This is a genomic window from Halobacillus sp. ABR2_026 (genome assembly GCF_056158545.1).
Genome location: NZ_JBSWTM010000001.1, coordinates 1,782,690 through 1,796,477, shown reverse-complemented (window position 1 = coordinate 1,796,477; position 13,788 = coordinate 1,782,690). Strand labels below are relative to the sequence as shown.

Annotated in this window: 15 protein-coding genes; all 15 read right to left on the bottom strand. The window is 43.5% G+C overall.

The genetic code is table 11. The features are described from left to right. The 15 genes from ACXADE_RS09295 to xerC all read right to left on the bottom strand — a co-directional run bounded on the left by ACXADE_RS09295 (position 1) and on the right by xerC (position 12,873). The gene (locus tag ACXADE_RS09295) at positions 1-1,107 is read right to left on the bottom strand and encodes a flagellar hook-length control protein FliK (protein WP_474980198.1); all 1,107 of its coding nucleotides are present in this window, start codon (positions 1,105-1,107) and stop codon (positions 1-3) included. Further along, complete coding sequence (locus ACXADE_RS09290) at positions 1,104-1,415, bottom strand: hypothetical protein (protein ID WP_474980197.1); 312 nt, start codon at positions 1,413-1,415, stop codon at positions 1,104-1,106. The genes ACXADE_RS09295 and ACXADE_RS09290 overlap by 4 nt, the downstream gene beginning before the upstream one ends. A gap of 29 nt (positions 1,416-1,444) precedes the next feature. Further along, positions 1,445-2,020 (bottom strand): MotE family protein, encoded by a 576-nt coding sequence (locus tag ACXADE_RS09285; protein WP_474980196.1) that lies wholly within the window; start codon positions 2,018-2,020, stop codon positions 1,445-1,447. Positions 2,021-2,024: 4 nt separating this feature from the next. After that, the gene (fliJ, locus tag ACXADE_RS09280) at positions 2,025-2,474 is read right to left on the bottom strand and encodes a flagellar export protein FliJ (protein WP_474980195.1); all 450 of its coding nucleotides are present in this window, start codon (positions 2,472-2,474) and stop codon (positions 2,025-2,027) included. A 14-nt stretch (positions 2,475-2,488) separates the two neighbouring features. After that, positions 2,489-3,793 carry a flagellar protein export ATPase FliI gene (gene fliI, locus ACXADE_RS09275; protein WP_474980194.1) on the bottom strand — a complete coding sequence of 435 codons (1,305 nt, stop codon included), beginning with the start codon at positions 3,791-3,793 and terminating at the stop codon, positions 2,489-2,491. Then, the gene (fliH, locus tag ACXADE_RS09270; protein ID WP_474980193.1) at positions 3,786-4,538 is read right to left on the bottom strand and encodes a flagellar assembly protein FliH; all 753 of its coding nucleotides are present in this window, start codon (positions 4,536-4,538) and stop codon (positions 3,786-3,788) included. The genes fliI and fliH overlap by 8 nt, the downstream gene beginning before the upstream one ends. Then, positions 4,531-5,544, bottom strand: coding sequence for a flagellar motor switch protein FliG (gene fliG, locus ACXADE_RS09265; RefSeq protein ID WP_474980192.1), 1,014 nt, complete (start codon positions 5,542-5,544; stop codon positions 4,531-4,533). Before fliG ends, fliH begins: the two co-directional genes overlap by 8 nt. A gap of 12 nt (positions 5,545-5,556) precedes the next feature. After that, entirely contained in the window at positions 5,557-7,161 is a 1,605-nt protein-coding gene (fliF, locus tag ACXADE_RS09260; RefSeq protein WP_474980191.1) for a flagellar basal-body MS-ring/collar protein FliF, read from the bottom strand. 62 nt (positions 7,162-7,223) lie between these two features. Further along, positions 7,224-7,529, bottom strand: coding sequence for a flagellar hook-basal body complex protein FliE (fliE, locus tag ACXADE_RS09255; protein WP_474980190.1), 306 nt, complete (start codon positions 7,527-7,529; stop codon positions 7,224-7,226). A gap of 17 nt (positions 7,530-7,546) precedes the next feature. Then, positions 7,547-7,999: a flagellar basal body rod protein FlgC gene (flgC, locus tag ACXADE_RS09250; RefSeq protein WP_474980189.1), complete on the bottom strand. Its 453-nt coding sequence runs from the start codon at positions 7,997-7,999 to the stop codon at positions 7,547-7,549. Between the two features lie 3 nt (positions 8,000-8,002). After that, positions 8,003-8,395, bottom strand: coding sequence for a flagellar basal body rod protein FlgB (gene flgB, locus ACXADE_RS09245; protein ID WP_474980188.1), 393 nt, complete (start codon positions 8,393-8,395; stop codon positions 8,003-8,005). 811 nt (positions 8,396-9,206) lie between these two features. Then, complete coding sequence (gene codY, locus ACXADE_RS09240; protein WP_474980187.1) at positions 9,207-9,986, bottom strand: GTP-sensing pleiotropic transcriptional regulator CodY; 780 nt, start codon at positions 9,984-9,986, stop codon at positions 9,207-9,209. A gap of 25 nt (positions 9,987-10,011) precedes the next feature. Further along, entirely contained in the window at positions 10,012-11,409 is a 1,398-nt protein-coding gene (hslU, locus tag ACXADE_RS09235) for an HslU--HslV peptidase ATPase subunit (protein ID WP_474980186.1), read from the bottom strand. Positions 11,410-11,421: 12 nt separating this feature from the next. Then, positions 11,422-11,967, bottom strand: coding sequence for an ATP-dependent protease subunit HslV (hslV, locus tag ACXADE_RS09230; protein ID WP_474980185.1), 546 nt, complete (start codon positions 11,965-11,967; stop codon positions 11,422-11,424). 6 nt (positions 11,968-11,973) lie between these two features. After that, the gene (xerC, locus tag ACXADE_RS09225) at positions 11,974-12,873 is read right to left on the bottom strand and encodes a tyrosine recombinase XerC (RefSeq protein WP_474980184.1); all 900 of its coding nucleotides are present in this window, start codon (positions 12,871-12,873) and stop codon (positions 11,974-11,976) included. Positions 12,874-13,788: the final 915 nt, after the last annotated feature.

Sequence of the window (13,788 nt, the reverse complement as noted above, 5' to 3'; positions counted from 1 at the left end):
CTATACTTTCTCATTCATTAATATTTCATGAAAAGAGAGGTCTTCGTCATCTTGAGCATCCTCTCGTTCCAGTTCGAACTCCTGCCGTGGCTGCTGTTGCTCTCTATCTTTGTCACTATTATCCAGCTGTCCCTGCATGTGCTGCTGAACGGCTGAAGCTTCCACTTTTTCAATCATCACTTGCTGAGGAGAGAACATATGCCTCAGTTGGCTTCTATTTCCTTCCAGCATTTCTTTAGCGGCCTGGCTTGTTACCAGTATTTTCACGGCCATTTCGCCATTAAGCTGGGCAAATTTCACCGTGAGGTCTCCAAGATTTCCTGGTTTCAACCGAATCAACATCTCCATGTTGCCTTTAGGGTTCGTGAACATACGGCTGGAATGAATAATTCTCTCAAACTCCTGAATCAACTGTTTTTGATGCGATGAAGGATCTTGTGATTGACTCAAATGAATCACATGCTGCTCCACTTTAGTCATCGGCATCGCCGCCCCATGGGATACCCCCTGGCTTACAGAAGGCTGGGAGAGCAAGTCTTTCTTTTCTCCTCCCATCGCTTGCTGTACCCATTTGACCATTTCCTTACCTGTCACCTGTGCTTGTTGGTGATAGGACTTCGGGACATCCATACGGTTTTGAAATACCTGGGTTAGCTTCTGGAACGCCTGTTTTTCGTTTGATGTCGCATCTTTCAGAACCCGATCAAGAATTGCTTTCCACTGATCTTTATCCCCGCCGGATACCGATTGAAGAATTTGCATGAATTTTTGCATGCCTTCTCTTAAATCTTTCCCAGCTTTTTGAAGAGTTTGTTCGGATGTGTGATCCCTTTTGAATGTTTGTAAAAGAACGCTAATATCCTGCCATACTTTATGTAAGTCTTTAGATGTAGGTGCAGACAGCGTGACATTACTGTCGATAACAGATGGCACCAACCCGGTTCCAATATGATTTGGATGGTTATCTTGCAAGTGGGTGGCCTGGATCAATGATGACATCTCATGAAACCATTCGTTCACATCTTGCCGTTGTGAAGCAGATAAGGTTATGGATTCTTCTGTGCTCATGAGCTGTTCTATTTTTTTTAAGGTAGCCGCAAGTTTCATGAAGCGCCCATCAGATACTGCGCCTTTTGCTTCCTCCAGAGGCAAGTGCCAGGAATGCTCCGCACGATCCCCCCTTCTTCTAAAAGTCCGGAAAGTAAAGATTCGAGCTTACCAAGCAGTTCCATCAGCTTGTCATGCGCTTTCTCCGTTTCTACTTTTTCACTTGTTTGAAGTAAAGATCCACCTTGTATGTTTGAAAGAAGGGTGCCAAAAAACACTCCTGTCTCTTCCGGAACATTCTGCGGCTTACCGCTTATATGCGTCATTTTTTGAGTGGTTCCCAAAAAACCTGTTAAAGCTGCGTTCATTGTTCATACACCCCCTTTCCATGTGAATGCTACTCTTGTACAAGGAGACTTGCCATACTGGCTGCAGTTTCAGGGTTCATCTCTCCCAGTATTTCGCCTCTTTCTTTACTGGCGACCTTGTTTAGAACTTGAACAGCTAAAACCTGGTCCATGTTCTCAAGGATGGGAGCCGCCTGTTCTGCATCCATTTCCTGGAATGCCATTGCCATTTCCTTCGATTTCTCACCTTCGTCACCCTCTTCTTCTGCGCGGGCGTCCTCCAAATCTGCTTCCAATTGCAAAATTTGCTGCTCCATCTGAGTGATTGCTTCTTGTTTACTGCTCGCTTCAGCCTGCAATTCCTGGATCTCAGCTTCTTTATTTGCAAGAACCGCTTGTATTCGGTCCATATCCTCATCCGCCGGCTCCCCGGATTCTGATGAAGCGGTGTCTGAAAGACCAGGGATACGTGAGGTCAATTTTTCAGCTTGTTCAAAAACATTGATGCCACTTAATGTTAGAACGATCAATGATAGGGTAAGAATAAAGATTAGAGGTACGAAGATGGCAGCCAGAATTTTTGACCATGATTTCTTGTTGGTTTGCTTTGGTCCACTTTTTGCCATTCCATCACCTATTCTGATAGTTTAAATACTGTTGCATCGAAAGCTCGTCCATTCTTTTTTTCTCTTCACTTTTCATGAAGCTCCATTCTTCCTCACGCTTCTGCTCTACTATTTTTTCGAACTTTTTCACTTCCACATGGGCAGCAGAAAGTTTGGATTGTTTTTGATGCATATTCAGACGGGCTTGTTGCACAGCAGGCTGGAGAGAAGCAATCGTCTGCTCCAATCGTTGAATGTATCGTTGATGCCTAACGATTTCATCGACTTTAACTCTTGATGTTTTCATTTCTTCATGGAAGCTTTCTTCTGCAGCTTCCTTTTTTTTAAGAGATTCGTAAAGTTCCTGGGCCTGCTTTTCAAAATGATGGACAGCTTCCTGATAAATTCGCTGCGTCTCTTGTTTTTCCCGATCCCTTAAATCCCTGATTCTCTGGAATGTTTGGATATCCGCCATAGGCCTCGATCCTCCTAATCAAACAGACTTCTCAAATCTTCCTCTGACTTTTCAAAACTGGATGGTTCATGAATGCCCTGCTTTAAAAATTGGACAATGGATGAATGGTAGGAAATAGCTTGATCGATCTCCTTGCTGGAACCTTTCTTATAAGCGCCAATCTGAATCAGTTCGCTGTTCTCTTCATAAGTAGCCAATAATGACCTCAGCCTGTCCGCTGATGTTTTATGGTGAGTGGAAGCGATTTGTTTCATCACTCTGCTGATCGACTTTAGAACATTAATCGCTGGAAAGTGTCCCTGCTCTGCCAATTTACGATCGAGAACAAAATGTCCGTCAAGAATCCCTCTTACTGTATCCGAGATCGGTTCATTGAAGTCATCTCCATCTACAAGCACCGTATAAAAGGCTGTAATCGTTCCCGTTGCACTCGTGCCCGTTCTTTCAAGCAGCTTCGGTAGCAGGGCGAATACGGAAGGCGTATAACCTTTCGTCGTAGGCGGCTCACCCGTAGCGAGTCCGATTTCTCGTTGAGCCATGGCGAACCGGGTAACAGAATCCATCATTAAGTTGACATTGTACCCTTGGTCGCGGAAATACTCGCTGATGGCTGTCGCCGTATAGGCTCCCTTCACCCTCATGAGGGCTGGTTGGTCTGAAGTAGCGACAATGATGATTGAGTTCTGCAATCCTTCTTCACCAAGATCATTCTCTATGAATTCCCTTACCTCACGACCTCTTTCTCCTATTAAAGCGATCACATTCAAATCTGCCGAACTGTTTCTGGCAATCATCCCCATCAATGTACTCTTGCCAACCCCGCTCCCTGCAAAAATACCGACTCTTTGACCCTTTCCTACTGTCAACATCGTGTCGACAGCACGAACACCGACCTGGATCGGTTCATGGATAGGAGGTCTCAATAAAGGGTTAGGAGGACCCTGATCTGTCGGATACCCTTTCAGACCAAGCGGCATCGCTGCACCGTCCAAAGGGGTGCCAGTCGCATCAAGCACCTTGCCGATGAGCCCCATCCCGACTTTTATCCGCATAGGTTCCCCGGTAGCTTCTACAATGCTGCCTGGGCGCACTTCTTTAACCTCACGAAACGGCATCAGGAGAATATTTTCATGATTAAAACCGACAACCTCGGCAGCAATTTTCCCTTTGCGATCCCCTGTGTGGATGTAACACAAGTCTCCGACAGACGCTTCCGGACCTTTGGATTCAATCATGAGTCCGACCACCCTGTGGATTTTTCCATACCTTTTCATAGCATCCGTATTTGAGATCGCCTCTAAATATCGTTGACTATTCATGGCCCATCTCCTCATGTGCGACGGAAAGGAGATGTTGTCGCAGTTCTGACAATTGTGTATCGATACTGCCGTCGAGCCTTCCGAATTGTGACTCTACGATACAAGCATCAGGAGATAGTTCCTCTTCTGCATAAATGCTTAAATGCGAGGCGGGGGTGACCAGTCGTTCCAATTCTTCCGCCTGTTTATGAACGAATACATACTTATCCGGATGGACATACAAGGCAACTTCAGGTTGTCCTTTGACTTCTTGAATCACTTTCCGGACAACAGGCAGAAATAAAGAAGGATCCTCATTGATTTTAGTGTCCAGAATCTTTTCAGCGGTTTTCATAGCTACTTCTACAATTGTCTTTTCACTGCTTGTCACTCTCTTGTCATGAGAAGATTTAGCCAGTTTTGTCATTTCATTGGCTTCTTCCATTTTGCTTCGTAAAGCCTCAAATCCTTCTCTCCGCCCTTGTTGAAAGCCAAGATCCATTCCTTTTTGATAAGCTTCATTCTCAATAACTTTTCTTTCCTCTTCCCAAGTGGATCTCATCGCTGCGATTTCTTCTTCTGTCGAGCGAAGAAGGTTTTCTTTTTCATGTTTTGCAGCTTCTAGATCCAATTTCGCCTGTTCCATCTCTTTCTTTACTTGCACCGCTTTTTGTTCGTAGTCATTTTCCTGACCTGTCGGCGCTTGAACCTGGACCGGTCTTATGCCGATGACTCTGCCATTCGATGAAAGGTTGCTCTTAGACAATGATGTCATCTCCTCCACCTCTTGCTATGACGATTTCACCTACATCTTCCAGACGACGAATTGTCGATACCACTCTTGTTTGAGCCTCTTCTACGTCTCGCAATCGTACAGGACCCATAAATTCCATCTCGTCCTTGAACGTCGCCGCCATCCGCTCGGACATATTAGAGAAAACGATATCTTTCACCTCTTCACTGGACACCTTAAGCGACAGTTGCAGGTCATCATTATCGACATCCCGGATGATTCTCTGAATAGCACGGTTATCCAATGCCACGATATCTTCGAAGACAAACATCCGTTTTTTGATCTCTTCTGCAAGTTCAGGATCTTGAATTTCCAGAGAGTCCAGAATCGTCCGTTCTGTACTGCGATCTACCCCATTTAACACTTCTACAACAGCTTGGATGCCGCCCGTCTCTGTATAATCCTGTGTTACTGTTGTGGAAAGTTTTTTCTCAAGGATTTGCTCAACCTGATTGATCACCTCAGGAGAAGTCGATTCCATCGTGGCGATTCTTCTAGCTACATCTGCCTGCAATTCCTGTGGGAGCGAGGACAAAATCTGTCCGGATTGTTCCGGTTCTAGATAAGACAGAACCAGGGCCATCGTTTGAGGATGTTCGTTTTGGATGAAATTGAGTATTTGGTGCGCATCTGCTTTTCTGGCAAAATCGAACGGCTTCACTTGTAGAGAAGAAGTGAGCCGACCAATAATATTCGATGCTTCTTCCGCTCCGAGTGCTTTTTCAAGGATGGTTTTTGCATATCCAATACCTCCTTGAGAAATGTAGTCCTGAGCCAGTGCAATCTGATGAAACTGTTCAAGGATATCCTCTTTTTCTTTGCTGTCCACTTTTTGTACAGAAGAAATTTCCAACGTCAATTGTTCAATTTCTTCTTCGTCTAAATGTTGATAAACTTGAGCGGCTACATCAGGCCCAAGGGAAATCAACAGGGCCGCAGCTTTCTGCTTTCCTGTTAAATCCGATTTTCTAAAGGCCATAAAAAGACCCCCTTAATCTTCCGCAATCCATGATCGCAATAATTTCGCAAATTCTTCTGGTTTTTCTTTAGCCATCTTTTCCAACTGCTTACGTTTTTGTGTGCTCTCATCTTCTCTTTCTTCGATAGGCGGCACTTCTTGTGGATAGGGTTCCTGGACTTCCTCTTCGAAGAACATATACTCTTCTTCTTCATTCTTCGATTGCTTCTTACGAATTAACACGAAGAGCAGTACAATGATTGTAAAGATGAGCAACCCTCCAACAATGTAAGCCCAAAGCGGAATTCCTTGTCCCGGCTCAGGGACGTCTGGTTGACCATTAAATTCCTGAAATACAATCGAAACCTTATCCTCGGTATCAACTTCCCCATACTCTCCATTAATGGATGTCGTAATTATGGAATCAACGATGGATTGGACACTTTCTTCAACCGTCTGCTGTTCCGCAGCGGTCAAATATTCCACTTCACCTTCGGCGCCTACACCTTTCGTGTTATCAATAGCAACTTGAACACCTAAATTCCTGACTTTATATGGGCTTTCTTCTATATTTTTTTTAATGCGATTGAATTCATTATTGATGGTTTCACGATTCATTTCGTAATCGCCACCCGCACCCTCCGTGCCGGCAGGATAATTAGGTACATCGCCTTCCTCAGTCCCAGGGATACCTCCTTCAGGTACGCCACCTTCGTATGTCTCTTCGATTCTTTCCACGCTGACAGGCAGCCCTTCCATCGTTTCAGGATCCACCGGTTCTACTAATTCCTCGACACGGTTTTCCTTTGTGAAATCAATGTCTGCTGTGACCGTTGCCATCACTTTTTGCTGTCCAATCATCATTCCGAGCATTCGCTGAAGCCGTTGCTTTATGTCCTTTTCTATATCCTGCTTTACGCTTTGCTGATATGTATAAGCATTTTCAGATCCGGCCATTTGTGAATTCTTTGTGTCAAAATAGTTGAAATTCTGATCCATGATGACGATATTATCTTTAGACAGGTTGGGCACAGACTTGGAAGCCAAATTGTATAAAGCTTCGATTTGCCCGTTTTCTATTTGATGTCCCGGTTGGATGTTAAGAACGATGGAAGCGGATGCCGGCTGTGCGGATTCCGAAACAAACACCTGTTCCTCCGGCATGTTGATCATCACTTGAGCATCCTGTATACCCGTTATACCTTTCATTAAATTAGCCAGTTCTGTCTGCATGGCATCCAACTTGATGACATCAAATTCGTTGTCTGTCATTCCCCAGGATGTATTCCCACTGAAGAAACCGTAATCGATCGACCCACTATTGGGCAGACCCGCAGCTGCCAGGTCTACAAGCAGCCCTTCTGCTTCTGTGTCAGGAACGAGAATCGTAGATCCACCTTGGTCCAATTCATAAGCGACTCCTCGTGTATCCAATTCCGTTTTGATCTGCCCGATTTCCTGAAGCGTTAAGTCTCTATACAACGGCACCATCTTAGTACTGGAAGCGAAGACGCTTGTCAGAATAAGAATGAACAGAAAGGCAACGGCACCGCCTATCATCCATCCTTTTTGCGATTTTTTTCTTCCCTTCCAAAAGGTTGTCAGTCTCTCTTGATATTTTTTTATTATTTCTTTCATAGTTGCCCCCAAAAAAAGCACAACCTAAGCGAATGGTTTAGTGCGAAATAAGTATAGTAGAGTCACACCTGCATACGCATGACTTCTTTATATGCTTCTACGACTTTGCTTTGCATTTCTACAGCCGTTTTCATTGTAATACTTGCTTTCTGAGAAGAAATCATCACATCATGCAGATCATTAATTTCTCCCTTTGCCAAAGCTTTTGTTTTAGCATTGGACTCCACTTGTGCTTCATTGACCCCTGAAATCGCTTGTTTCAATTGATTGGCGAATGTTGCCTGAGCTTCACCTGGAGAAATGTTTTTTTTCCATTGAGTTTGAGAAGGTTGGCTGGAGGGGATTGTGTTTATGATATGGGTTGACATATTGTATTCACCTTACCTTATCTTCCGATTTCCAAAGCTTTCATTAACATACTTTTAGAGGCATTGACGGCTGTAACATTGGCTTCATAAGAGCGAGTGGCCCCCATCATATCTACCATTTCCTTTAATGGGTCTACATTAGGTAATTGTACATAACCTTCTTCATTGGCATCCGGATGGTTCGGATTAAATACAAGTTTGAATGGTTCTTCGTCTTCTGCAATTTCAGTAGCTTTTACTCCACTGCCTTGAGAAGTGTCGGCAGATGCTTGATGTAAAAAGCTTTTAAAATTATTTTCACTCGGTTCAAAAACCACCATTTTCCTGCGATACGGCTGCCAATCACCATTTTCATCCATGGTTGCTCTCGTCGTATTAGCGTTTGCCATATTCGAAGAAGCCACATCCATCCTCAATCGTTGAGCGGTCAACGCACTCGCGCTATTGTTCATAGCATGAAATATACTCATCGATTAATTTCCTCCTCTAATGACGGATTCAAGACTACGGAACTTCCCACTCATCCGATCGACCAGTGCCTGATACTGGATCTGATTCTGAGCGAGATCATTCATCTCTTTATCAATATCCACATTGTTTCCATTATGATTATAAGTCGTCCCTGTTTTCGTAAACGTACGATAAACCTCATTACTGTCCGTACTGAAATTCATATGACGCTGATCTGTTCTCTTCGCTTGGAGGAACGACCGCTCTTCACGTAAAACATCTTTAAAAGCTACACCCTTCGCTTTATATCCAGGTGTGTCCACATTGGCAATGTTATTAGAAATCGCTCTATTTTTCGCAGAGGAAACATCCAGTGCATTCTCCAAACTAGTAAAAGTACTATTGAAAAGAGTCATAACCTACACCTCTATTCGACATTTTTCCATACTAACAAAAACAATTGTAAAAAAATTCACGTATCCATGTCTATACAAAAACCCACATTTTTACGTGACCCTTACAAACAGACCGAAAGCCCCAGGGACAATTTCCTCACTTTTTGGTTCTTCTTTCCATCTGTCGAAATCTTTCCCATAATGAACATTATTACATAACTTTTTGTCGAATAGTAAAGATATCAGAAAGATTTTCAAAACACGACTTAAGATAGTGAAAATAGGTTAATTCTGTTAAAAATAAAGGCCTCCTTTATGAATGACTCTATTTAGCTGCAAGAGCAATTTGAAGAGCTCCTCCTTGTTCTGTCTTCACAATGATTCTAAACGCCCTTCGCATAATCAGTGTCACGCAACGACTTCTTATGTTAGAAATCTCTCCTTTTAATAAAGAGGTCTTTTTAATCTTTCCTCTGGATAGCATCGAATTTCGGGGGTATATATGGCAAAAGGGCGGAGTGGATCGCGAGACTCCTGCGAGAACAGAATGCTCGTTATACCCCCACAAGAAGAAGGCCTGGGAGGATCGATTAGATCCTCCCAGGCTTTCCCAAACATCGAACAACCCCTTCATGCGCGACCCGCGGAACACGAATAATCCCCTTTCCCAAAACAAACTCAGAAATAAAACTTTCAACAATTAAGTTCTAATATGAAGGCGTATCCAGTTTTATTCATTACAAAGTTTTTGCGGTTCCTTATGAATAGAAATGGAAAAAGGCCCCCACGAGTCGTGGCGGCCTTTTGTTTATCCATTCTCAGGGAATAACTTTTAGTTCGTACGTAGTTTTTGAAGTTCTAACAGGAAGTTATTGTTCAACACTTTGATGTATGTCCCTTTCATACCAAGAGAACGAGACTCGATAACACCAGCACTTTCCAATTTTCTAAGCGCATTTACAATAACGGATCTGGTAATTCCGACACGATCCGCAATCTTACTGGCTACGAGTAATCCTTCATTTCCTTCAAGCTCTTCGAAAATGTGTTCAATGGCTTCCAATTCACTATAGGAAAGGGAGCTGATCGCCATTTGAACGACGGCTTTGCTGCGTGCTTCCTGTTCAATTTCTTCTGTCTTCTCGTGAAGAATCTCCATTCCTACTACGGTTGCTCCGTACTCAGCAAGGAGTAGATCATCTTCATTAAAATTACTGTTCAGTCGGCTCAGGATAAGTGTTCCTAGACGCTGACCACCGCCAATAATAGGAACGATCGTTGTCAAACCATTTTCAAACAGTTCACGGTTTTCTACAGGAAAAGCCGTATATTCACTATTGATATCAATATCCGGAGTCGTTTCTTCGATGTTGAAGAGGTTCTGCGTATATTCCTGCGGGAATTGACGCTCGGAGAGCATCGCTTTCATACGCTCGTTTTCAATCTCCTGGTTGATGGCGAATCCTAACAATTTCCCACGACGACTTAGAACGAATGTGTTCGCTTCGATTACGTCTCTGAGCGTTGCGGACATATCATTGAAGTCCACGGATTTCCCTGTTGTTTTTTGCAGCATTGCGTTAATTTTACGTGCACGGTCTAATAGTTTCATGTTCATTTCCTCCTTGTTGTTCACCCTATAAAATGAATCGACTTAAATCTTTGTTTTTTACAATCGATGATAGTTTACTGTCTACATACTGTGGTGTGATTTCAATCGTTTCCATCGTTACGTCTGGAGCTTCAAATGATAAATCCTCAAGCAGTTTTTCTAAAATCGTATGCAACCTCCGCGCTCCGATGTTATCTGTTTCCTGATTCACTTCATGAGCGATTTCTGCGAGTCTAGTAATAGCATCGTCAGAAAATTCAACCTTTATACCTTCAATTTCAAGTAATGCTTTATATTGTTTCAAAAGTGCATTGGAAGGTTCGGTCAAAATATTCTTGAAGTCAGAGACACTCAATTTATTCAGCTCAACACGAATCGGAAACCTACCTTGCAGTTCTGGAATCAAATCGGAAGGCTTTGCCATATGAAACGCTCCAGCTGCAACAAATAGAATATGATCTGTAGCTACAGGTCCGTATTTAGTGACGACCGTAGAGCCTTCGACGATTGGAAGGATATCTCTTTGTACACCTTCACGGGAAACATTCGCCTGGTTGTCACCCTTCGCCGCCACTTTATCGATCTCATCAATAAAGATCATCCCCGCCTGCTCCACTTTGGACACAGCTTCTTGTCCAACCTCATCCATATCCACCAATTTGCCCGCCTCTTCCTGCGTCAGAACTTTACGTGCTTCTGACACCGGGAGCTTTCGCTTCTTTTTCTTTTTCGGCATAAATTGGCTGAAAGCATCCTGCATGTTCATTCCCATCTGTTCCATGCCGGACCCTTGGAGCATATCAAACATTGACGACTGTGATTCTTCTACTTCAATAGTGACCATCCGGTCTTCCAACTCCCCAAGATCCAACTGGTGACGAATGCGGCTTCTTTTTGTTTCAATTTCTGCTTCTTCGTCCTTCTCCTGTGAATCTTGTTCTTGCTGGTCCCCTTGGTTAAAAATCATTTCAAATGGGTTCTTAAAGTTATTGCTCTGCTTTTTCTTAGAAGGCACCAGCAGTTTGACCAGCCGTTTATTGGCCTGCTCTTCTGCTCGATCTTTGACAGCCTCCATTTTTTCCTCTTTCACCATGCGTACAGCCATTTCTACTAAGTCACGGACCATTGATTCGACATCGCGTCCTACGTACCCTACTTCTGTGAACTTCGTTGCCTCCACCTTAACAAAAGGTGCGCCTACCAGCTTCGCAAGTCTGCGCGCGATTTCAGTTTTCCCTACGCCTGTCGGTCCCATCATCAAAATATTTTTCGGTACAATCTCATCTTTTATATCATCATTCAATTGCATGCGCCGGTACCTGTTGCGAAGAGCGATAGCCACGGAACGTTTCGCACTCTCCTGACCGATAATATATTGATCAAGTTTTTCAACTATTTGTCTTGGCGTCAAATTCATTGACATTCAAGGTCCCCCTTAATCGAGAACTTCCAAAATTATTTGATCGTTCGTGAAGACGCAGATCTCACCAGCAATTTCAAGGGCTGCTTTAGCTATTTGCGAAGCCGACTGCTCCGGTGAATATCTTTTCAAGGCTCTTCCTGCACTGAGGGCAAAATTTCCGCCTGAACCGATGGCGAGAATACCATCATCCGGTTCTATTACTTCCCCGGTACCTGAAACAAGAAACATATTTTCTTTGTCCATTACAATTAACATAGCTTCCAATTTCCTTAACACACGGTCACTGCGCCATTCTTTAGCAAGTTCTACGGAAGCTCTGGCTAAATTACCGTCATAACTCTCCAGTTTACCTTCGAACTTTTCAAAAAGAGTGAACGCATCGGCTACAGAACCTGCGAAACCTGCGAGTACTTGATCGTTGAAAAGCCTTCTTACCTTCTTTGCTTTATGTTTCATAACGACTTGATTACCAAGCGTGACTTGCCCGTCTCCACTCATGGCGCACTCACCATTGTGCTGGACGGCGAAGATTGTTGTTGCATGAAATTGCTGATCCATCTAAATTCACCTCTTATTCGCTCGGGGATGGCTGTTCATATATACATTTTTCAATCGATCTTTCGAAACATGAGTATAAATTTGAGTAGATGAGAGCCTTTCATGGCCCAGTAATTCTTGAACCGCACGAACATCAGCACCTTCATCCAATAGATGAGTGGCAAATGAATGGCGTAGTTTGTGCGGGTGTATATCCACGGTCAATGCTGCCTTCTCTACCATTTTCTTTAGAATGAGTCTGATTCCATCAGCGGTAAGCGGTCCACCTTTGGCATTCAAAAACAATTGTCTGCTTTTCTCAGCCTTCTTTGAAGCCAGTTGGTTCCTGCCATCATTGATATAGACCTGAAGAGCTTTAGAAGCAAACTGTCCATACGGAACATACCGATCCTTGCTACCTTTTCCATGTACTAGAGCTGTATTCAAAGAAAAGTCGAGATCGTCGGTTTTCATGCGGACACATTCATTGACACGCATGCCGGTTCCGTAAAGAAGTTCGATAATGGCTTGGTTTCGCTGACCCAAGGGTGTCTGCAAATCGCTCACTGTGAAAAGTTTCTCAATCTCTTCCCCATAAAAAAAGTTGGGGATCGGTTTTTCCTGCTTTGGCAATACCACATTCAAAAACGGGTTTTTATCTACGATTCCTTCCCTTTCCAGGAAACGGAAGAAGCTTCTCAAGCTTGAAATCTTCCTGGAAACCGTCCTTCTGGAGTATTCCGCCTCATATTGTCTTGACAAAAAAATGCGTATGGCAGGATACTCACACTCCTTGATCGTCAAACCCTCTGAATCCAGAAATGAAAAGAACTCATCCAAGTCCCTTCCATAATGTTTCAAGGTAAGAGGAGAAGCGTTTTTTTCAATCTGGAGGTATTCCATAAAGAGCTCTTTGTATGGCATCATGATTCCCCACCTCTCAAAGGCGTCTAAATTCTATCACAACATTCTTAATTATAACAATGGATTTAATAAAAATGTAACAAAATTCTGAATTGTTTCCAACTGAAATCATTTTTACACATCAAATTTCCTACATTTGCCTTATAGTGTGTCAAGTATGTAGACTTACCAAAGCGTAATTATAGCGTTCTGAAACTAGCCTGTCAATTAAAAAAATCAAGGGTCATTCCAATATCCTCCAACTATGTCAACCACCGTCCCATGAGGTGCTGTCCAATGACTTTTTAAGTAGAGGACGACTGAATCTCCTCTATCCCATGTATATAGTCCTTCCCATCTTCACATGGAAGTTTCACTGGTTTATTTAAGCATAGGCTCTGTTAGAGTTCAGTGTTGTTATTTGCATCAACGGATAGAAGTGACAATGTGAATGGTAGAATGGTAAAAAGGAACTTATTCCCAAGTGTCGAAACCTTTAGATGACGCTCTTTCACGATGTAACCATTGAACCTTGTTGTATTATTATTTCGAAACGGAGCCTTTCACTAAACGGCAGGATTGTGGAAGACTCCGTTTCGAGACTTTTGTTGAGTGGATAGGGGCTGCGGGGAATGACTCGCTTTCCGCGGGAGCGCGGTGAGCCTCCTCGGACTCCGTCCTGCGGGGTCTCACCAAGCACTCTCTTCCTCATAGATATCCGGTTTCTGCGCCTAGCGGCTAGTGAGACTTCCCTCGCTTCTGTACGATATGTCAACATCGAATCTCATCGTTCTCCGTTTTTCCTTTATCTCCTCCAGCTCAGTCCAGTCCATACGCCGCTGAACGAGGCGCCTGCACACTTAAGATAGGAGTCTCGCCATTCCCCTCCGCCCCTTTGCCATATAAGTGACTCGAAACCACTTTCAGAAGTAGGCGCTC